Origin of the sequence: Chlorobium sp., from assembly GCF_049593655.1 — a bacterium.
Lineage (GTDB): Bacteria > Bacteroidota > Chlorobiia > Chlorobiales > Chlorobiaceae > Chlorobium.
The window spans coordinates 1-20,008 of sequence record NZ_JBAWHG010000060.1 but is presented as its reverse complement, the minus strand read 5'-3'; the positions used below and the strand labels follow the sequence as shown (position 1 = coordinate 20,008).

General features: G+C 53.4%; 17 protein-coding genes and 1 pseudogene. 11 read left to right on the top strand and 7 right to left on the bottom strand.

What is annotated here, in order from left to right; all coding sequences use genetic code 11:
- Positions 1-3 precede the first annotated feature (3 nt).
- Genes ilvB through cimA form a run of 7 tightly spaced genes read left to right on the top strand, consistent with a single transcriptional unit; the run spans position 4 to position 7,897 of the window.
- Entirely contained in the window at positions 4-1,725 is a 1,722-nt protein-coding gene (gene ilvB, locus WBP50_RS10580) for a biosynthetic-type acetolactate synthase large subunit (RefSeq protein ID WP_423934276.1), read from the top strand.
- 8 nt (positions 1,726-1,733) lie between these two features.
- The gene (gene ilvN / locus WBP50_RS10575) at positions 1,734-2,213 is read left to right on the top strand and encodes an acetolactate synthase small subunit (protein WP_423934274.1); all 480 of its coding nucleotides are present in this window, start codon (positions 1,734-1,736) and stop codon (positions 2,211-2,213) included.
- Between the two features lie 42 nt (positions 2,214-2,255).
- A complete protein-coding gene (ilvC, locus tag WBP50_RS10570) occupies positions 2,256-3,248 on the top strand; it encodes a ketol-acid reductoisomerase (RefSeq protein WP_423934272.1) in 993 nt (330 codons plus the stop codon).
- A gap of 21 nt (positions 3,249-3,269) precedes the next feature.
- Complete coding sequence (gene leuB / locus WBP50_RS10565) at positions 3,270-4,328, top strand: 3-isopropylmalate dehydrogenase (RefSeq protein WP_423934270.1); 1,059 nt, start codon at positions 3,270-3,272, stop codon at positions 4,326-4,328.
- A gap of 47 nt (positions 4,329-4,375) precedes the next feature.
- Positions 4,376-5,671 (top strand): 3-isopropylmalate dehydratase large subunit, encoded by a 1,296-nt coding sequence (locus WBP50_RS10560; RefSeq protein WP_423934268.1) that lies wholly within the window; start codon positions 4,376-4,378, stop codon positions 5,669-5,671.
- A 38-nt stretch (positions 5,672-5,709) separates the two neighbouring features.
- Entirely contained in the window at positions 5,710-6,276 is a 567-nt protein-coding gene (locus WBP50_RS10555) for a 3-isopropylmalate dehydratase (protein ID WP_423934267.1), read from the top strand.
- A 13-nt stretch (positions 6,277-6,289) separates the two neighbouring features.
- Entirely contained in the window at positions 6,290-7,897 is a 1,608-nt protein-coding gene (cimA, locus tag WBP50_RS10550) for a citramalate synthase (protein ID WP_423934317.1), read from the top strand.
- Between the two features lie 36 nt (positions 7,898-7,933).
- On the opposite strand, the gene WBP50_RS10545 is transcribed toward cimA, so the two are convergent.
- Positions 7,934-9,277 (bottom strand): NAD(P)/FAD-dependent oxidoreductase, encoded by a 1,344-nt coding sequence (locus WBP50_RS10545; RefSeq protein WP_423934266.1) that lies wholly within the window; start codon positions 9,275-9,277, stop codon positions 7,934-7,936.
- A 305-nt stretch (positions 9,278-9,582) separates the two neighbouring features.
- On the opposite strand from WBP50_RS10545, the gene WBP50_RS10540 reads away from it, so the two are divergent.
- The 3 genes from WBP50_RS10540 to WBP50_RS10530 are packed head-to-tail and all read left to right on the top strand — an operon-like array spanning position 9,583 to position 13,025.
- Positions 9,583-11,031: a circularly permuted type 2 ATP-grasp protein gene (locus WBP50_RS10540; protein WP_423934263.1), complete on the top strand. Its 1,449-nt coding sequence runs from the start codon at positions 9,583-9,585 to the stop codon at positions 11,029-11,031.
- 19 nt (positions 11,032-11,050) lie between these two features.
- Positions 11,051-12,118, top strand: a complete 1,068-nt coding sequence (locus tag WBP50_RS10535; protein WP_423934261.1) for an alpha-E domain-containing protein — start codon at positions 11,051-11,053, stop codon at positions 12,116-12,118.
- Positions 12,119-12,170: 52 nt separating this feature from the next.
- Positions 12,171-13,025, top strand: coding sequence for a transglutaminase family protein (locus WBP50_RS10530; protein WP_423934260.1), 855 nt, complete (start codon positions 12,171-12,173; stop codon positions 13,023-13,025).
- A gap of 321 nt (positions 13,026-13,346) precedes the next feature.
- On the opposite strand, the gene WBP50_RS10525 is transcribed toward WBP50_RS10530, so the two are convergent.
- From WBP50_RS10525 to WBP50_RS10505, 5 genes and pseudogenes are all read right to left on the bottom strand, one after another.
- Positions 13,347-14,750, bottom strand: coding sequence for an ATP-binding protein (locus tag WBP50_RS10525; protein WP_423934257.1), 1,404 nt, complete (start codon positions 14,748-14,750; stop codon positions 13,347-13,349).
- A 521-nt stretch (positions 14,751-15,271) separates the two neighbouring features.
- Positions 15,272-16,162: a class I SAM-dependent methyltransferase gene (locus tag WBP50_RS10520; RefSeq protein WP_423934255.1), complete on the bottom strand. Its 891-nt coding sequence runs from the start codon at positions 16,160-16,162 to the stop codon at positions 15,272-15,274.
- Between the two features lie 50 nt (positions 16,163-16,212).
- A pseudogene (locus WBP50_RS10515) lies at positions 16,213-16,646 on the bottom strand (thiol-disulfide oxidoreductase DCC family protein).
- A 230-nt stretch (positions 16,647-16,876) separates the two neighbouring features.
- Complete coding sequence (locus tag WBP50_RS10510) at positions 16,877-17,284, bottom strand: type II toxin-antitoxin system VapC family toxin (protein WP_423934252.1); 408 nt, start codon at positions 17,282-17,284, stop codon at positions 16,877-16,879.
- Positions 17,281-17,505, bottom strand: a complete 225-nt coding sequence (locus WBP50_RS10505; RefSeq protein ID WP_011745929.1) for an AbrB/MazE/SpoVT family DNA-binding domain-containing protein — start codon at positions 17,503-17,505, stop codon at positions 17,281-17,283. Before WBP50_RS10505 ends, WBP50_RS10510 begins: the two co-directional genes overlap by 4 nt.
- Before the next feature lie 198 nt (positions 17,506-17,703).
- On the opposite strand from WBP50_RS10505, the gene WBP50_RS10500 reads away from it, so the two are divergent.
- Positions 17,704-18,705 carry a transposase gene (locus tag WBP50_RS10500; RefSeq protein ID WP_423934250.1) on the top strand — a complete coding sequence of 334 codons (1,002 nt, stop codon included), beginning with the start codon at positions 17,704-17,706 and terminating at the stop codon, positions 18,703-18,705.
- A 608-nt stretch (positions 18,706-19,313) separates the two neighbouring features.
- On the opposite strand, the gene WBP50_RS10495 is transcribed toward WBP50_RS10500, so the two are convergent.
- Positions 19,314-20,008, bottom strand: a 695-nt coding sequence (locus tag WBP50_RS10495) for a B12-binding domain-containing radical SAM protein (protein WP_423934248.1), incomplete at its 5' end; no start/stop codon positions are given.

The following is a 20,008-nucleotide window of genomic DNA, read 5'->3' as shown; positions in this document are numbered from 1 at the left end:
ACTATGCCTGCATCAGGACAGAAACTGAACGGATCGGAAATATTCTTCGAATGTCTGCGGCGTGAAAACGTTGAATATATCTTCGGCTACCCCGGAGGAGCCCTGCTGAAAGTTTACGAAACGCTCTACGATGTCAAGGACATCAAGCATATTCTCGTCCGGCACGAACAGGGAGCGACCCACATGGCCGAAGGGTATGCGAGAGCCACCGGCAGACCCGGTGTCGTGCTCGTCACCTCAGGACCGGGAGCGACCAATACCGTTACCGGCATCACCAATGCCTATATGGACTCTTCGCCGATGGTTGTCTTCACCGGCCAGGTGCCCAGCACCCTGATCGGCAACGATGCCTTCCAGGAGGCGGATATCGTCGGCATCACAAGACCCATCACCAAACACAACTTCCTCGTCAAGGATGTCAGGGAGCTCGCATCCACCATCCGCAAGGCGTTCTATCTGGCCACGAACGGCCGGCCGGGACCGGTTCTTGTCGATATGCCGAAAGACGTGCTGAACGCCACCTGCACCTTCGAGTGGCCTGAAACCGTTGAAATCAGGGGGTTCAAGCCCACCGTCAAATGCCATCAGAACCAGGTTGAAAAGGCTGCGCAGAAAATAGCAAAGGCAAAAAAACCGCTCTTCTACATAGGGGGCGGCGTCATCAGCGCCAATGCGTCCGAGGAGCTCCGCGAGCTCGCCACGCAGCAGAACATTCCCGTAACCATGACCCTGCAGGGACTTGGCGCATTTCCTGGCGACCACCCGCTCTCCATGGGCATGCTCGGCATGCACGGAACATTCTGGGCGAACCAGGCCGTCAACAGCTGCGACCTGCTGATTGCCGTCGGCGCACGCTTCGACGACCGGGTTACCGGAAAAACCGACACCTTCGCAACCCAGGCCTATATCATTCATAACGATATAGACCCAACAAACGTCGACAAGAACATCAAGGTCGATCTGCCGGTCGTCGGCGATGCGAAGCACTTTCTGCAGACGCTCCTGGAAGCGATGCCGAAACAGCATGAAGACCGCACGCCCTGGCTGGCCGAGATTCGCAAGTGGCAGGAACAGTGTCCGCTGGCGTATACGAACGAAGAGGATTCGCTGAAAACCGAGTACGTCATCGACGAAGTTTCCCGGCAAACCAGCGGAGATGCTGTCGTCACGACCGATGTCGGACAGCACCAGATGTGGACATCGCAGTACTACCGGTTCAGAAAACCCCGCTCGATCATCACCAGCGGCGGACTCGGCACCATGGGTTACGGCCTTCCTGCGGCCATAGGCGCGGCATTCGGCGTCACCGACCGGCCGGTCGTGCTGTTCTGCGGAGACGGCGGGTTCATGATGAACGTTCAGGAGCTGGTCACGGCCGTGCACTACAAGGTTCCGGTCAAGATATTCCTGATCAACAACAGCTTTCTCGGCATGGTCCGCCAGTGGCAGGAGCTCTTCCATCAGGAGAAGTACTCCTTCACCGATCTCGGCGACAGCAATCCGGATTTCGTGAAGGTTGCCGAGGCATTCGGTTGCAAGGCATTGCGGGCGGAAAATCCGGCGGAGGCGAAAAAAGCCATCACGGAAGCGCTGGCATGGAACGAAGGTCCCGTATTTGTCGAATTCAAGGTTGTCAAAAAAGATATGGTTTTCCCGATGGTCCCGGCGGGCGGCTCGATTTCCGACATGCTGCTTGAGAGACTGAACCCGAAAACAATGGTTTGAAACGCACTATGAAACACATTATATCCGTACTGGTCGAAAACAAATTCGGCACCCTCAACCGGGTCGCCGCCATGTTCAGCGCCCGGGGATTCAACCTCGAGAGCATCTCCATAGGGGAGACAGAAGATCCGGAATTTTCCCGGATGACCATCGTCACCCGGGGTGACGATCAGATCGTCAGCCAGGTGCTCAAACAGCTCAACCGGCTGATCGATACCATCAAGGTTACCGACCTGACGAAACAGCCTCATGTCGAGCGGGAGCTGCTGCTCATGACCCTGAAACTCAGCAAAACCACGCAGCATGAGATTTTCGAACTGATCAATGTTTTTAAAGGCAAAGTCGTGGATATAAAACAAAAATCCATTACTATTGAGGTCATTGGCTCTCCGGACAAGATCAATACAACCATTGATATTTTCAGGTCGTACGGCATCAGGGAGCTTGCCCGCTCCGGTGCGGTAGCCATTCACCGGGGTGAATCCTGAGCACTATTTTTCACTTACAGTCAATCAAAACATCTTGAAGAAATGAACGCTTATTATGAGCAGGATGCCGATCTCGGTTATCTGCAGGGAAAAAATATCGCCATACTCGGCTATGGCAGCCAGGGCCATGCGCACGCCCTGAACCTCAAGGAGAGCGGCATGAACGTCTGTGTGGGCCTGCGCCCCGACAGTTCGTCCTGCGACAGGGCACGTGAAGCCGGCCTGCAGGTCAACACCGTTGCCGAAGCCGTCAAATGGGCCGATATCGTCATGGTGCTCCTGCCCGACCAGTACCAGAAAGCCATCTATGAATCAGAAATAGCTCCGAACCTGCAGCCGGGCAACACCCTTGCCTTCGCGCACGGCTTCAATATTCATTACAAGCAGATCGTTCCCGATGCATCGCTGAACGTCATCATGATCGCACCGAAAAGCCCCGGGCACCTCGTCCGCCGCACCTACACGCAGGGCAACGGCGTACCCTGCCTGATCGCGGTGCATCAGGATGCTACCGGCGAAGCCCGCCAGCAGGCTCTTGCCTGGGCCAAAGGCATCGGCGGCACCAAGGCCGGCGTTATCGAAACATCATTCAAGAACGAGACCGAAACCGACCTGTTCGGCGAACAGGCTGTGCTTTGCGGCGGTTCAGCCGAGCTCATCAAGGCAGGTTTCGAGACCCTTGTCGAAGCGGGATATCCTGAAGAGCTCGCCTACTTCGAGTGCATGCACGAGCTGAAACTCATTGTCGATCTCTACTACGAAGGCGGACTTTCGAGAATGAACTTCTCGGTCAGCGACACCGCCGAATATGGCGGCATGACCCGCGGACCGCGCGTCATCACCCCCGCAGTGAAAGCCGAGATGAAAAAAATCCTCGAAGAGGTTCAGGACGGACGCTTCGCCAAAGAGTTCATCGACGAATGCAACGGCGGATACCACAACCTGAACAGGCTTCGTGCCGAAAACAGCGGTCATGCCATCGAGAAGGTCGGCGCAAAACTGCGCGACATGATGAGCTGGCTGATTAAAAAATAATGCACCGGGAAAATTACAAGCATGTACAAGATCGTATCCATACCGGGTGACGGCATCGGCCCGGAAGTCGTAGCCGGAGCTCTGGAAGTCCTGAACCGGCTCTCGGAAAAGCACGGATTTGAAATCGTGGTCGAGGAACACCCCTTCGGCGGCGCATCCTACGACCTGCACGGCGAGATGCTGACCGACGAAACCCTCGAAGCCTGCCGGAACTGCGACGCCGTGCTGCTCGGGGCCGTGGGCGGCCCGAAATGGGAAAACCTGCCGCACGAACATAAACCGGAAGCGGCACTGCTGAAAATCCGCAGGGAACTCGGGCTCTTCGCCAATCTCAGGCCGGCCAAGGTGTACGACGCGCTTGTCGAGGCATCGTCGCTCAAGGCGGAAGTGGTCGGCGGAACCGATTTCATCGTCTTCAGGGAGCTGACCGGAGGCATCTATTTCGGCCAGCCGAGAGGCTATGACCAGAACAAGGGCTGGAACACCATGGTCTACGAACGCTACGAGGTGGAACGTATCGCCCGCATCGCGTTCGAAGCCGCCCAGAAACGGGGAGGAAAAGTCACCTCGATCGACAAGGCCAACGTCCTCGAGGTATCGCAGCTCTGGCGGAACGTGGTGCATGAAGTCCACCGCGATTTTCCCGACATCGAACTGAGCGATATGTACGTAGACAACGCCGCCATGCAGATCGTCAGGAACCCGAAGCAGTTCGACGTCATCGTGACCGGCAATCTGTTCGGCGATATCCTCAGTGACATCGCAGGCATGATCACCGGAAGCCTCGGCATGCTGCCCTCTGCAAGCATCGGCAGGAACCACGCTCTCTACGAGCCGATCCACGGCAGCGCACCCGATATCGCCGGACAGAACAGGGCGAACCCGATAGCCACCATCGCATCGGTCGCCATGATGTTCGAGCACAGCTTCTGCATGCCGGATATCGCCAGCGAAATATACGGAGCGATCGAGAAGACCCTGGCCGAAGGACTCAGGACCGCCGATATCGCCAAGGCAGGCCAGAGCACGGTCTCGACAACGGAAATGACCGCGGCGATCCGGAGAAACATCGGCGATTAAACTGTTCACAACCGAAAACCATTACAGAACCGAGGGTTAAAGAAACCATGGCACAAACCATAACCCAGAAAATCCTGTCAAGAGCCGCAAACCGGAGGTTCGTAGACCCCGGCGAAAGCGTCTGGCTCAACGTTGACGTCCTGCTGACCCATGACGTGTGCGGACCGCCGACATTCGACATCTTCAAGCAGGAGTTCGGTCCCGACGCGAAAGTCTGGGACCCCGAAAAGGTCGTCGTCCTGCCCGACCATTATATCTTTACGGCCAACGAGCATGCGCACCGCAACATAGACCTGCTGCGCCAGTTCGCCGCCGAGCAGGGCCTGCCCAACTACTACGATGTAGGCACCAGCCGATACAGGGGAGTCTGCCATGTCGCGCTTGCCGAAGAGGGCTTCAACCTCCCCGGAACCGTGCTGTTCGGCACCGACTCGCACACCTGCACATCGGGTGCGTTCGGCATGTTCGGCACCGGTATCGGCAACACCGATGCAGCCTTCATTCTCGGCACCGGCAAGCTCTGGGAAAAGGTGCCCGAGTCCATGAAGTTCACGTTCGAGGGCGATATGCCTGAATACCTCTGCGCCAAGGATCTCATCCTGCAGATTCTCGGCGACATCGGCACCGACGGAGCAACCTACCGGGCCATGGAGTTCGACGGCGAAGCGGTCTACTCCCTTCCTGTCGACGAGCGCATGACACTCTGCAACATGGCTATCGAAGCCGGGGGCATGAACGGCATCATCGCAGCCGACGCGATAACCGAAGCCTACGTGAAGGCTCACAGCAGCAAGCCCTATGAGGTATTCCGGAGCGACCCCGATGCGCGCTACCACAGCATCAGGCGCTACAACGTTGCGGAAATGGAGCCGGTGGTGGCCCAGCCGCACAGTCCGGACAACCGGGCTACCGTCAGAAGCGTCGAGGGAACGAAAATCACCAAGTCCTATATCGGCTCCTGCACCGGAGGGAAGCTCACCGATTTCATGCTTGCCGCGAAAATTCTCAAAGGAAGGCAGGTCGCCGTCCACACCAATATCGTTCCTGCAACCGTAAAGGTCGCCCGCGATCTCGAATGCGAAACCTTTGATGGTGTGACGCTGAAAAAGATTTTCGAGGATGCCGGATGCAGCATCGCCCTGCCCTCCTGCGCAGCCTGCCTCGGCGGGCCTGCCGATACGGTCGGGCGCTCGGTCGATTACGATGTTGTGGTCTCGACGACGAACCGCAACTTCCCCGGCCGCATGGGCAGCAAGAGGGCAGGAGTCTATCTTGCCTCGCCGCTCACCGCCGCAGCATCGGCCGTCACCGGAAAACTTACCGATCCGAGGGATTTCCTCTGAACGGCAGAGAACGAATGAAACGCTAAGGAACAAGATACATGGACACCATCATTCAGGGAAAAGCCTACGTGTTAGGCAAAAACATCGACACCGACCAGATCATACCGGCCGAGCACCTCGTCTACAGCCTCTCCGATCCGGAAGAGGTGAAGCTCTACGGCAAATATGCCCTTTCCGGCGTGCCTCCCGAACAGGGCGGCCTGCCGGAGGGAAACATTCCGTTCGTCAGCGAGGGCAGCTTCCGCTCGGACTACACCGTCATCGTCGCCGGTCCGAACTTCGGCTGCGGTTCCTCGCGCGAGCATGCGCCCTTCGCGCTGCAGGTTGCCGGAGCGAAAGCCATCATTGCCGAATCCTACGCACGGATTTTTTACCGCAACTGCGTGGACGGCGGATTTGTCATACCCTACGAAACCGCGGTTCCGCTCACTGAAGCGGTAAAAACCGGAGACGAACTGAAAATCGACATCGAGGCGAACACTGTAACCAACCTTACCACGGGAAAAGCCTATACGCTCAGTCCGCTCGGTGACGTGTTCAGCATCGTCCAGGCCGGCGGCATTTTCGCCTATGCCCGGCAGGAGAATTTAATGGCCAAGAGCTGACACTATGCATGAAATGCCAAAGGCAACAGAACTCTACGACACCACCCTGCGTGACGGCACGCAGGGTGAGCACATCAATCTCTCGGTACAGGACAAGCTGCTCATCACCGAAAAGCTCGATGAGTTCGGCATGGACTATATCGAAGGCGGGTGGCCGTCGAGCAACCCGAAGGATGAAGAGTTTTTCCTGAAGGTCCGCAATCTCCGGCTCTCGCACTCGAAACTCTGCTCCTTCGGCTCGACGGCGCGATCGCTCGCGAACATCGAGAACGATCCGAACCTGCAGGGGCTGCTGCAGTCGGAGACTCCGGTCATAACGATTTTCGGAAAAACCTGGAAAGCCCATACCGTCAAGGGACTGGGCATTTCGGAGGAGGAGAACGCCGAGCTGATCTACCGATCGGTATCATTTCTTCGTTCGCACGGGCGCGAGGTATTCTTCGACGCTGAACACTTTTTCGACGGCTACAAGGACGATCCGGAGTTCGCACTCAGGATGCTGCGCTCGGCAGCCGACGGCGGTGCGTCACGCCTGGTGCTCTGCGACACGAACGGCGGCTCCCTGCCCGGAGAGATTTCTGACATCGTACGCAGCGTACATGAGAATACCGGACGCCCTATAGGCATCCACAGCCATAATGACGGCGACCTCGCCGTGGCCAACTCCCTTGCCGCAGTGATCGCGGGGGCCACCCATATTCACGGAACCATCAACGGAATCGGCGAACGGTGCGGCAACGCGAACCTCATCAGCATCATTGCCAACATTATGCTGAAAATGGATGGCCGCTTCAACTTTGTCGAACATCTGACGCAGCTGACTTCGCTCTCGAAGTTCGTGTATGAAATCCTCAACATGCCCTCCGACGGAAAGGCTCCGTTCGTCGGCAAGTCGGCATTCGCCCATAAGGGAGGCATCCACGTCAGCGCCGTCATGAAGGAGAGTTCGCTGTACGAGCATATCGACCCGAAACTCGTCGGCAACCGCCAGCGGGTGCTGGTTTCGGAACTGGCCGGCCAGAGCAATATCCGCTACAAGGCGCAGGAACTCGGCATCGAACTGCCTGAAAAGGGCGAACTGCTGAAAACCATCGTACACAACATCAAGGAGCTCGAACACAAAGGGTACCAGTTCGACGGAGCCGAAGCGTCGTTTGAACTGATCCTGCACCGCGAACTCGGCAACTTCGCCCCCTATTTCGATGTGCTCGAAACCAAGGTCTACATCGAATCCAGCAAGGATTCGAAAAACGTCGATCAGGCTGTGCTCAAGGTTGCGGTCGGAAGCGAAATCGAACACATCGCCGCAGACGGAGACGGCCCGGTCAATGCGCTCGACAAAGCCCTGCGCAAGGCGCTGATCAGGTTCTATCCGCAGATAAAAACCATCAGGCTGGTGGATTACAAGGTGAGGGTGCTCGAGGAAAAACGGGGCACCAGCGCAAAAGTAAGGGTGCTCATCGAGACCGGAGACGGCAAGGAAACCTGGGGAACGGTCGGCGTTTCGACCAACATCATCGAAGCGAGCCTGCAGGCCCTCAGCGACAGCATGAACTACCACCTGTTCTCGGTCAGGGCCGCCGTTCCCGGAGCAGTCGGCGCCGCCGCCGCAGAGCAGTAAAACCTGCCTGCGGCATCCCTGCCGCAGGCTCCTCTCTCATCCGTTTTTCGACTGCTCTCCCGGCGTGAAGACACACTCCGGGAACGAGACGAGTTCGATTTTTTCAGCGGGTTCGGCGGGTTCGGGAGGGTTGGAATAGAAACGCCACTCCTTGTTGACGATACGGGCACCGTGGCCGAAGGTGAAATACGACCAGCCCCACTGGAGGAGCACGAAAATCCGGTGCTTCACACCGCTCAGATAATAGACATGCACGCCAAGCCATATGATCCAGGCGGGAATCCCTGAAAGTCGGACATTGCCCCGCTCGGCAATAGCGGCATTTTTTCCGATCGTAGCCATCTGGCCCTTGTCGCGATACCTGAAAGGCTTTCTCTGCTTCCCCTGTGCATCGAGCAGAATGTTATTCCCGATAGCCAGCCCTTCCTGCAGGGCCACAGAGGCGAGACCGGGATAGATCGAACCGTCCGGAAGCTCGAAATGCGCCTGGTCGCCGCCGACGAATACATCCGGGTATCCCGGAACGCTGAGGTCTTCACCGATAATGATGCGGCCGCTCTTGTCGGTTTCGAATCCTATGGTTTTTCCGATACTGGTAGCCCTGACGCCTGCCGCCCAAAGAACGGTCCCCGCCTCGATCCGTTCGTTGCCGACCTGTACGCCGTCCGCGTCGATCCGGTTTACGACCGAACAGGTCCAGACCTGAACACCGAGTTTTTCAAGCGCGCGGGTGGCCTTGCTGGACAGTTCGGGAGAAAAGGTCTGCAGAATGCGGGGGGCGGCATGAACAATAAAAATACGGGTAAGCTTCGGATCGATGTTCTTGTAGTATTTGGAAAGGTAATAGCGGCTCATCTCCCCGATTGAACCGGCAAGCTCGACTCCGGTAGGTCCGCCGCCCACAATGACGAATGTCAGAAGCTTGCGTTTTTCCGCTGCGTCCTTCGTCCTCTCGGCATTTTCATAGGCCTCCATCACTCTTCTTCGGATTTCTGCCGCCTGACCTATGGTTTTAAGGCCGGGAGCGAACTCCTCCCACTCGTTGTGACCGAAATAGTGATGTTTCGTGCCGCAGGCCATGACAAGATAATCGTACTGCAGTTCGCCGAAATCCGTATAGACCGTCCGGGTTTCGGGATCGACGTTCTGGACGATTCCCTTGAACACCGAAACATTGCGGTACCGCGACAGCATCATGCGCAGCGGATAGGCGATTTCACCCGCATTCAGCGCCGCCATGGCAACCTGGTAGAGTAACGGCTGGAACAGATGAAAATTATTCTTGTCGATCAGCGTTACAGTAACACCCTTCTTGTTGCCGAGCGCTTTTGCAACATTCAGACCGGTAAAACCACCTCCAACAACAACGACATGTTTCATTGGCTGCACCCGATAACGTTTAAGGAAACCATATAATCATTCAGTTAATTTATGACATAATGACTTTATTCCTAAGTATTTATTCTTTTGGGAGCTGTTACCTTAATTTGTAAATAGCGCAAGGGAGCAGCTGCCGGAAACCATGCCGGATTCCGCCACATCCCGGGACATGGGGAAATTCGGACTTTACGGTGTTAATTACATTTTAGTATTAAAATTTAAGATTAATTTTATTATTGCCCGTAAAATTTTAAGTTTAGTTATAATCCGGTTATAATTTTTCAACTGCTAAAGGATTATCAGTTATGATCAGCCTGTTCGAGCGATATGATGCCTGTCCCAGCAGGTTTTTCGACGAGGTTCTGGCACCGGACGGAAAGCCGAGGGGCCACTACGATAAAATGGTGCACCGCTTTGGCCAGTTCTCTCTCGACGACATCAGAACCCGGCGTCAGATCGTCAATATCTTCTTTCGAAATCAGGGAATAACCTTTACGGTGTACGGTGTCGAAGAGGGAATTGAGCGCATATTTCCGTTCGACCTCATTCCGCGAATCATACCGTCACACGAATGGGCGCGCATCGAAAAAGGCCTCATTCAGAGGATTACCGCCCTCAACGAATTTCTCGCGGACATCTACTCGACCCAGAAAATCCTCAAGGACCGGATTCTGCCGGCAGAACTGGTGCTGGGCAGCAAGCACTTCAGACGGGAGTTCGTGGGGATCAAGCCGCCGCTCGGCGTCTATATCCATGTAACCGGCAGCGACATCATCCGCGACGCCGAAGGGCGCTATCTGGTGCTGGAGGACAACCTGCGCACACCAAGCGGCGTATCCTACATGCTGCAGAACCGTCAGGCGCTCAAACGGGCGTTTCCCGTACTCTTCGACCGCTACAAGGTCCGTCCCATCGACAACTACCCGCAGGAACTGCTGCGCACCCTGCAGGAGATCAGCCCCACATCGAGGCCCGAGCCCAACGTGGTGCTGCTGACTCCGGGCATCTACAACTCGGCCTACTTCGAGCACAGCTTTCTTGCCCGACAGATGGGAGTGGAGCTCTGCGAAGGACGGGACCTCGTGGTCAACAACAACAAGGTATACACCCGTACAACCAGGGGACTGCAGCGGGTGGACGTGATCTACCGGCGCGTCGACGACGACTATCTCGATCCGCTCGTCTTCCGTCCCGACTCGAAACTCGGAGTTGCAGGTCTCATCAATGCCTACCGCAAGGGAAACGTGGCGCTGGCCAATGCCATAGGCACCGGTGTTGCCGACGACAAGGTCATCTACAGTTTCGTGCCGAAAATCATCCGGTACTATCTGGGCGAGGAACCGATACTCGACAATGTCGATACCTGGCTGGCGAGCAATCCCAAAGACCTGAAATACATTCTTGAAAATCTCGAGAAACTGGTGGTGAAAGCCGCCAACGAGTCCGGAGGCTACGGCATGCTTGTCGGACCCGAATCGACCCTTGAGGAGCGTGAGCGGTTTGCTGAAAAAATCGTGGCGAATCCGAGAAACTATATCGCACAGCCGACCATATCGCTTTCGCGGCATCCGAGCTTTTTCAACGACTGCGACCTGGGCGGCTGCCACATCGACCTGCGTCCCTACGTACTGTACGGCAAATCGCCGACCATCGTGCCCGGAGGTTTGACCAGGGTCGCCCTGAAAAGGGGATCGCTGGTGGTGAACTCCTCACAGGGAGGAGGAAGCAAGGACACCTGGGTGATCGACGAATAACCATAAACGTACTACGAACATGCTGAGTCGCGTTGCCGAATCACTCTTCTGGATGAGCCGCTATGTCGAGCGGGCTGAAAACACCGCCAGGTTTCTGGAGGTCAATTTCAACCTGCTGCTCGATCTTAACGACATAACCGAAATCGACCATCCCAACTACTGGAGCCCGCTCATCCGGGTCACCGGAGATCCGGCGAACTTCACGGAGCGCTATACGGAATACAACGCCCATACGGTTACCGATTACCTGGTCTTCAACCGGCAGAACAGCAACTCCATCAACTCCTCGATCGGCCTGGCAAGAGAGAACGCCCGGAGCATCATCGACAGCATATCGAGCGAAATGTGGGAGCAGGTCAACAATCTCTACCACTTCCTGCAGAGCGTCACGCCGCAGCAGGTCCATAACGATCCGTTCAGCTTCTACCGGGAGATCAAGAACGCCTCGCATCTGTTCCAGGGCATCACCGACAACATTTTCTCGAGAACGGAAGAGTGGGATTTCATCCAGATAGGCAAATACCTGGAACGCGCCGACAATACGGCCAGACTGATCGACGTGAAGTACCACATGCTCATGCCCAAAGAGGGACAGGAGCTTGATCTGGTTCACGATTCGTTCGACACCATCCAGTGGATGGCCGTCCTGAAAAGCTGCAGCGCCCTGGAGGCGTTCCGGAAGGTTTATCTCTCGAAAATCGACCCGGAAAACATTCTCTGGTTTCTGGTGCTCGACCGCACCTTTCCGCGGAGTATCGCCTTTTCCGTCTGCGCGGCACAGGAGGCGCTCTGGAGGATTTCCGGCAGCTCGCGCCACCGCTATGCAAACAATGCCGACCGGCTGATCGGCAAAATGGAGGCGGAGCTCAGCTACACCTCCGTAGAGGATATGTACCGGAAAGGACTCCACCTCTATCTCGAAGAGATCGAGGTGGGACTCAACAGGATCGGCGAACAGATCCACCTGCTTTACTTTGCGTATCACACACCAAAAATCGAACCGCACGACATCGCCGAGGCGCTCCCGTTCACGGGACTTGCCGGGGGACGGGCCAACTGGAGCCAGTCACAACAGCAGCAACAATAAAGTTCCTGCCGTTTAGCTGCGGAAAATCGCTGAGAAATAAGTAGGTTACATAATGATACTCAAGGTTGAACATACCACGCTTTTCGAATACGACTCCCCTATATACGAGACAGCCACGGAAGTACGTCTGGAACCTGTAGGAAACAGCACCACCATGCAGCGGTGCGTGAATTTCAACCTGCAGCTCAACCCGGAAGCCATGGTTTTCGAATATACCGACTTCTACGGCAACAGGGTTCACCACTTCAATATCCTGCAAAGCCACAAGCGGGTCGAGATCGTAGCCACCTCGGTTGTGGAAACAGGTTCGGCACTGTTGGGAACAGCCGAAGAGAACGAGATATTCCTCATGGATTTCTCGGGCGAAAGCCGTTACGTCCATTTCGATCCCGAAATACGAAGCTTTGCCGAGCCGTTCAGGGGAATAACCGACAGCTACCAGCAGGCGCTCGACATCTGCCGTCATATCAACGCGTCCTTCCGCTACGAACCCGGGGTTACCGACGTCCACAGCACCAGCGCCGTCGTCATGGCGCTCGGCAGGGGCGTCTGCCAGGATTTTTCGCACATCATGATCGCCGTCTGCCGAACCATCGGCATTCCGACCCGCTACGTCAGCGGGTATCTCTTCGGCGGCGGCAGCACTCCGGAAGGCCGTGACGAAGCGAGCCATGCCTGGTGTGAAGTCTATTGCGGTCCTGAAAAAGGATGGACCGGTTTCGACCCCACCCACAACACCCTGATCGTCGACGAGCGCTACATCAAAATCGGTTCCGGCCGCGATTATGCCGACGTTCCGCCGGTAAGGGGCACCTACAAGGGCACCTCCTCCGAAAAGCTCAGCGTGGCCGTCCGGGTCAGCTCGCTCGAATCCACGGCAGCCGTCTATCAGTCCTATCCTGGCTGATTCCCTGCCGGAACTCCACAGGATACAGGGTATCGCCTGATTCGATAACAAGATCAACCTCCTGCTGGTCCGTATCCCTGTAAAAAAACAGGCCCGCATCACGACCTCGATGCATAGAGCAACCGTTTACATTGGAATTAAACTCCAACATAAACGGCAACACCAAAACAAACAAGACCCGCGTCACGCGCTTCCCGCCCTGTCCTCCACCCTCGAGTAATACTGTCTGACAATTACCAGCAAAAACGCTGGCAACAATTCCGTTGGCTCCAGGAATATTACGAATGCAAGCAAGTTGGTTTACGTAGTCATCTGCGCCCCTCAGGCACCCTCCTGTTCCAACAACCGCGTAAACCGTTCGAGACGGTTGACCATATAAAACGGCAGGTTGATGAGGCTGAAGTTTTTTTCCTTCTGACTTATTTTTGCAGTCAGTTCCTGAATGGATGGTTTTGATGAACTTATCCGGAATGCGGTATCAGCCTGTTTTTTGATGATATAGGCGTGAATCGACTTGATGGAACTGCCTTTTGCGGATTTCACCTCGACGGGATAGATGGTACTGCCTTGTTCGAAGAGGTAATCGATTTCGGCCTGACTTTCGGATTTCGGGGGCTGCCAGTAATAGAGTTCCGGATTGAGGTAACCCGGCTTGGAATAGAGCAACTGCTGACCGACGAACTGCTCGGCGACAATCCCTCGATTCGCAAGCTCCAACGGCATGCTGAGGATGCTTTGCACAGGAACTCCCTGGACGGCAAGCAACAAACCCACATCGACAAAAAGTAATTTGCTGATTCTTGTTTTGACGTCGCTGCCGAGCGGAATGGTATCCGCATTGGAGTGCTGCACCCGGTAAAAAAGACGCGCTTCGAGAAACTGTTCAAGAGCTGCCTTCAGTTGCCGACCGTCTCCACTGGTCCCGAGTGCTATTTCATTTGCCTGCTTTGCTGAAAACTGCTGGCCAACCTGCCCGATAAGGCCTGTAAAGAAATTGTTCAGTTTCAGAGCGTCACTTCGTCCGACATATTTTGCGAAGTCATCCTTGTAGGTCTGCACCAGTGCTGACTGCTCCCGAAGGATCGCTTCATGATGAAAATCAGTTGTAATCGCAGTCTGGACAGAGTAAGGCATTCCGCCGGTGAGAATATAGCGGCGTACCTGTGAAAGCATCTCTTCATGCACCTTGTCCGGAATCATGTGCATGGTTTCCGGCGTCATCATACCGATAATATCGAGGGCTTTCGATGCATCTGTCGCTGCGAGAAACTCCTCGAAGCTCAGTGGCCCCATAAAATAGTGCTCGATCCGGCCTACCGGTACAGGGAGTTTTTCGTTATGCAAGACCTGGTCAAGAAGCGATCCGGTCAGTACCACGGCAAGTCGAGGCATCTCTTCCCTGAAATACCGAAGGCACGCATACGCTGAAGGAGTTGCCTGAGCTTCGTCGAGAAACAGAATCGTATTACTCTCCGGAGTGATCTGCCGACCGGTGATAAACGAAAAATTGAGCAGGAGTTCATTCAGGTTATAGCTCCTGAACAGTGGTTCAAGAGTGAGGTGCTTTTCGAGATTGATTTCTGCGAGCGGAACATCGAGGTCAGCCGCCGCCTGCCGAACGCTTGTTGTCTTTCCAACCTGACGGGCACCGCGAATGACTAATGGCTTCCGGTCTTTGCGCTGATACCAGTCGGTTATATCCCGGATAGCTGATCGGTTAAACATGCTGAATTTGGGTTGTCAGGAGTGAAAAAGGGCATTCTTCCGTAAATATACCATTATCACACAAAATTACGCATGAAAATGTGCCACTTTTATGCATTACATATTATTGCTTTTGCAATAACCTGCCTGCATGAAAAACCCCTTGATCTCGCCCCGCTCAATTTTCCGCTCCCACGAAATGTCATAGTAATAAGGAGCATCCCGGAATATTCACTGTTTTTCTTCAAATCCCGTAGGGATGACATATCGGTAGCGTGGGGTGCAACCCCAGGGCATATCAGCCCCCCATATTTCCAGCTCCGCAGGAGCGAGATATCGGTAACGCCCGGGTGCAACCCGGCGATTTCTATGGATGAAGTCATGACTCGACGCCATGACGGGATAGCCGTTGATGAATAATTCAGTTTAAACACCGACGTCGCAGCCTCTGTCAGTGTATCAGTGGCTCTCGAGAAAACGGCACAATCGTCGCCTGAGCGAAGCTGTTTGGCGGTCGATAGCGACTTCGCCCTTCTCATATGTCACCCGGATTTCGCCGGCTTTTGTGCATAAGACAGAATATAGTCCAGGCCGGCGTAGACACTCTCCGCTGACCGACGCAATGCCGATTTTGCAAGCATCCTTGCAACCGAAGGCAGCTTGCGGACAAACGTTTGATCTTTTGACAGAAACTCATGAAGAGGCCGGTAGACATCGTCACGTATTGATTTGATGTCGATACCATCGAATCCGGCGCTCAGGAGCTTGCTGGTGTATGAGGGAATCAGATAGTAGTTTTCCTGCGGAATATTGAACTTACCGGCCACAAGACTCCATGAAATCCATTGCTCCATCCGCCTGAAGGGGTTACCGGATTCTTTGGTCGGAACAATGTCGGCCGTCACCAGCCTTCCACCCGGTCGCAACACCCGATACGCCTCCCTGAAAAAATCCTCACGGCTCCTGTAGTGGAAAGCGCTTTCCAGAGAAACAACCAGATCGATGGATTCATCTGCAATCGGCATCGCTGTTGCCGAACCTTCCCTCAAATCGATCATATTGCGGAGCCCTGCATCCGCAACATGTATCCGGGCCAGTTCAACCTGAGATCTCGTGATATTCAGACCGATGATTTTTTCAGGTTTCATGGTCCTGGCCCAGAGGATATCCTGGTCGCCAAAACCATACCCGCAATCCAGCACCACATCACCTGCAGCCATACCACCCCGTTCCGCCACCAGAAGGGCAAGCGCTTCACTGGCCTCATCAATGGTATCGGCATCCCGCCAGTAGCCAAGATTCAGATACAGCCTGTGCTCGGTAAGAGCGGTGGTGCCAATCAGATCATAGACTTCAGTCGTCTCCAGTCCGTGGAATGGATTGAGAAGCCAGTTGAGATATGCAAAAAAACCACCCGGGGTGTTGTCTGACATGCTTTTTATGCTTTTTCGATGACGAGGACGAGGTCGCTCGGGATGGCTCATTATCCCGGCAGTTGCTCGAGAAAACGCCTGCGCAACTCTTCGGACGGCAACATGCACTCCTCTTTTTTCCCGAACAGCTGATACCGGTTCTGCGCTATCAGATCGTATAGCATATCCCGCAGGGTTTCGGGAACCGCCTTGAACACGGCGAGCAGATTCCACGGCATGTCGAGTCCGGAGGCAATTTCAATGGCTGCGGCACTGCGGGTGTAGACGCGCTCACCCCTGACAAGCACGACGCGGTGTCAAGGCGCGACGTGTTGATGCCGAAATGGCGGAGTAACGAGGCTCCAAGAGGAGACTGTGCCGGCGTGAAAGAGAAATGCCCGGCGGTATCGTGCTCAAAAATAAAATTCACCGAAAATTCGCACAGATTGCAGACACCGTCAAAAATGACAATGTTTTCAGGAAGAGCGGCAGAGGACTTATGCATCCGGTTCCAAGGTAACGTTCACAATTGCAGTGAAGACTTCCTGATAGGGTACGTCGCAACATGCATCCACCGAGCCCATCAAGCAAGGAGTTCCGGATAGCAGATATTCAGGTTTTCAGGAAGCTGACTGAGGCGAAAACAACCCGAAAACCGATGAAGAAGTTCCTTATGTCGGGGTAACGATCGACAACACTCGGCATCGCTCGAAGTATTGTATTGAGAATGATCGATTATTCCGGAGAAATGATTCTGACTGTCGGGAAATACGTCTGATATCTGTTTTTATCCCGTGTAATCAGTTCAAGACCTGATACTGCGGCATGTGCACCGATATAAAAGTCCGGCAATGGAGACCTCTTTTCACCGTGATTCTTTCGGTAGCCGAGAAATGCCTTACCTGCAAGAAACAGGGCTTCCTTTGGAATCTCCAGCATCTTAAGTCCGCTCGACGAAATCGCCACCTCAAGTTCCTCGATCTTTTTAAATCCGATGGAAATTTCTGAATAGATGATTTGATTGATGCATAAAGGGGTATGAGTGGCATATTCAGAAAGAACGGCCTCCGACCAGTCAGCCCAGACAGGATCATCGAGAAAAACATCCAGGATGATATTTGAATCAACAAGCAAGCCGTTCATACCTCTCTTGTGAGCGCCATGATTTCGTCCGTAGTCATTTTGACAGTCGCAATCCCCCGAAGCTTTTTGAATTTCCGACTCGCCGGCGTTGCGTCTTTTCGTTTCACTATCACGATGCGATCCCCCTCCTGTAGAAAATCGACTTCTGTATCAGGAGTTATCCCTAACTTTTCCCGTATGTTAACAGGTATCGTCACCTGCCCTTTTGTTGTCACTTTCATGTCACCCTCCGGTATTACGTATTACCAGTAAGAATACCACATTCCTCCTGATAAATCAAACGATGTTCACGAATCGCTCCCTAAGGGCTCCCTAAGTGACTGATGGAATACAAAACCAAAACAAATCCTGTTTTGTATTATATTTGTAAAATATCCCGTTGATACTTTTGTCTGTCAAACAAAAGCGGAAAGTATGCTATGCCGAGAGGAGCGAGGCTTGATGCGCCGGATGCGTTGCATCATGTCATGGTTCGAGGGATCGAGCGATCCGATATTGTTTTTAACGATGGAGATCGGCTTGATTTCCTGAACAGGATTGACAAAGCAGCTCAAAAAACCGGAACCGTCATCTATGCCTGGGCACTGATGACCAATCATGCGCATCTTTTACTCAGAAGCGGTTCAGCCGGGTTGCCAACCTTCATGCGTAAAGTGCTGACCGGGTATTCGACATCGTTCAACAAACGGCATCATCGATCAGGTCACCTCTTCCAGAACCGGTACAAATCGATTCTCTGTGAAGAGGAGCCCTATTTCGTCAAGTTGGTGAGCTATATCCATCTGAATCCCTTGCGCGCCCGGTTAGTCTCTTCTCTGGAAGAACTGCAACATTATCCGTGGAGCGGGCATACTGCAATCATGGGTTTTGCTGAACATCCATGGCACCATACGGAATATGTGTTGCAACAGTTCGGCAAAACGGTTGGTAATGCACGAATGGCTTATCTGGAATTCGTCCGTGAACAAAACCAGCTGGGACGTCAGCCTGAGTTGACGGGTGGTGGACTGATACGCTCTGCCGGCGGATGGTCTGAAGTGCTGTCTATGAGACGGCGAGGTGAGCGTCAGTTCAGCGACGAACGGATACTGGGTAGCGGAGAGTTCGTCGAAGAAGTGCTCGGAGATGTTGATGATGATCGGAAGTCAATGATGCCTGCACGGTTGAGACTTGCTGAGGCCCGCGACCTGATCGAACGGGAGTGCATCGAAAAAGGATTATCGGTCGAGGCATTGCAGTGCGGAAGCAGAAGCAATGAATACAAGGCTCTCCGGCATGATGCCGCCAGGAAACTTGTTTGCGGCTTGGGATTGTCCCATGCTGATATTGCAAGACTGCTGGGAATTTCGAGATCAGGCGTCAGCCAGATGCTTCGTCGCTATACTGACATAAGTTCCACTCATAGAGCCAAACGAGACTGATTGTACCTGATGAAGCAGGGATACCGAACCTTTCATATCCCTTTTGCCCTCACGCGTTCCCTCAGTCACTTACGTCCCAAATCCCCTACAAATCCCCTATGTGACACCGCACCAGTTACGAACAGGGGAAGCAAGATGTATTTTCGAGAGGAGAAACCTTGTTATGGAGCAAGCGCGGACAGCATATCCGGAACGATGGGGATCACGACCGGCAAAATATTGGGCTTCACCGAAAGAGGTTGTGCTGAATCCCGATAAAGAGCGCTGATTTTTTCAATAACCGGCGACATCTATGTTGACATTAAGCGCTTACGTCCCAAATTCCTCCTCATACTAGTAGCGATGAAGGTTCTGTAATGGAACTGGCGCGAAGGGATTGCGTTATCCGGCCATTGAAGTTGGTCAACTGTGAAAGCAGGAGGAGCCGTTTTTCAATGGCAAGGCTATGCGGAGGTATCTCCCAAAGCTGGATAATGGGAGCCGGATGAGTCGAGAGGCTCCCGTCCGGTTCTGCGAGGGACTGGGGGTGAAATTCCTCCGGTCTACTCTCCCAAAGTATTGACTCGTTATTACCGACAAGACTTTAAAAAGATTATTAAAGAATGAAATCACTCATAACACTCTTCTAAAATTTCTTTTCTATTTGCATAATCTATAACATTTTTTTTATGGATATCAAGCAATTCAATACCTTTTCTTTTAAACGACGACCTATTAACTTCATGATTTTTAGCAATATTTGTCAACAAGACATAATATGGAAAATTCGCTTTTTTCATTCTTGTGACTATTTTTTTCACAGAAAACAATTCTTTATACCATTGTTTATATCCATCCATCAAACACTGCTCACTCATTCCCTTTGGCTTATAAACAACATGGCCTGTATTATAATAATTCCAATCGTATGTATTTATCCTACCCTGCTCTTCCATTCTTTTAAATAGTGGCGTTCCAGGATATGGAGTCAGAATATGCGCATTTGGACTTTCTATACCTGTTTTAAGTATAAATTCAGCGGTAGAATCAAATACATTGGGAGAATCATGATCAAATCCAAAAATTATACCTGCCTCAATCGCTATACCTGCATCTCTGATTTTTTTTATCCTCTCTATGTATGATTGTGGCTTATTCCAAGACTTATTAACTTCAGAAAGACTGTTCTTGGAAAGTGATTCAAGTCCTAGATACACAGCCATACATCCAGCTTGGACAGCCAAGCTGAGCAATTCTGCATCGTCAGCAATTTTTATTGTAGCTTGACAAAACCATTTTTTCTTCAATGGAATTAATGCTTTTA

Excerpts from the sequence above, each read along its gene's own strand:
- ilvB (WP_423934276.1), top strand. The coding sequence starts at position 4 with ATGCCTGCATCAGGACAGAAACTGAACGGATCGGAAATATTCTTCGAA.
- ilvN (WP_423934274.1), top strand. The coding sequence starts at position 1,734 with ATGAAACACATTATATCCGTACTGGTCGAAAACAAATTCGGCACCCTC.
- ilvC (WP_423934272.1), top strand. The coding sequence starts at position 2,256 with ATGAACGCTTATTATGAGCAGGATGCCGATCTCGGTTATCTGCAGGGA.
- leuB (WP_423934270.1), top strand. The coding sequence starts at position 3,270 with ATGTACAAGATCGTATCCATACCGGGTGACGGCATCGGCCCGGAAGTC.
- WBP50_RS10560 (WP_423934268.1), top strand. The coding sequence starts at position 4,376 with ATGGCACAAACCATAACCCAGAAAATCCTGTCAAGAGCCGCAAACCGG.
- WBP50_RS10555 (WP_423934267.1), top strand. The coding sequence starts at position 5,710 with ATGGACACCATCATTCAGGGAAAAGCCTACGTGTTAGGCAAAAACATC.
- cimA (WP_423934317.1), top strand. The coding sequence starts at position 6,290 with ATGCCAAAGGCAACAGAACTCTACGACACCACCCTGCGTGACGGCACG.
- WBP50_RS10545 (WP_423934266.1), bottom strand. The coding sequence starts at position 9,277 with ATGAAACATGTCGTTGTTGTTGGAGGTGGTTTTACCGGTCTGAATGTT.
- WBP50_RS10540 (WP_423934263.1), top strand. The coding sequence starts at position 9,583 with ATGATCAGCCTGTTCGAGCGATATGATGCCTGTCCCAGCAGGTTTTTC.
- WBP50_RS10535 (WP_423934261.1), top strand. The coding sequence starts at position 11,051 with ATGCTGAGTCGCGTTGCCGAATCACTCTTCTGGATGAGCCGCTATGTC.
- WBP50_RS10530 (WP_423934260.1), top strand. The coding sequence starts at position 12,171 with ATGATACTCAAGGTTGAACATACCACGCTTTTCGAATACGACTCCCCT.
- WBP50_RS10525 (WP_423934257.1), bottom strand. The coding sequence starts at position 14,750 with ATGTTTAACCGATCAGCTATCCGGGATATAACCGACTGGTATCAGCGC.
- WBP50_RS10520 (WP_423934255.1), bottom strand. The coding sequence starts at position 16,162 with ATGTCAGACAACACCCCGGGTGGTTTTTTTGCATATCTCAACTGGCTT.
- WBP50_RS10510 (WP_423934252.1), bottom strand. The coding sequence starts at position 17,284 with ATGAACGGCTTGCTTGTTGATTCAAATATCATCCTGGATGTTTTTCTC.
- WBP50_RS10505 (WP_011745929.1), bottom strand. The coding sequence starts at position 17,505 with ATGAAAGTGACAACAAAAGGGCAGGTGACGATACCTGTTAACATACGG.
- WBP50_RS10500 (WP_423934250.1), top strand. The coding sequence starts at position 17,704 with ATGCCGAGAGGAGCGAGGCTTGATGCGCCGGATGCGTTGCATCATGTC.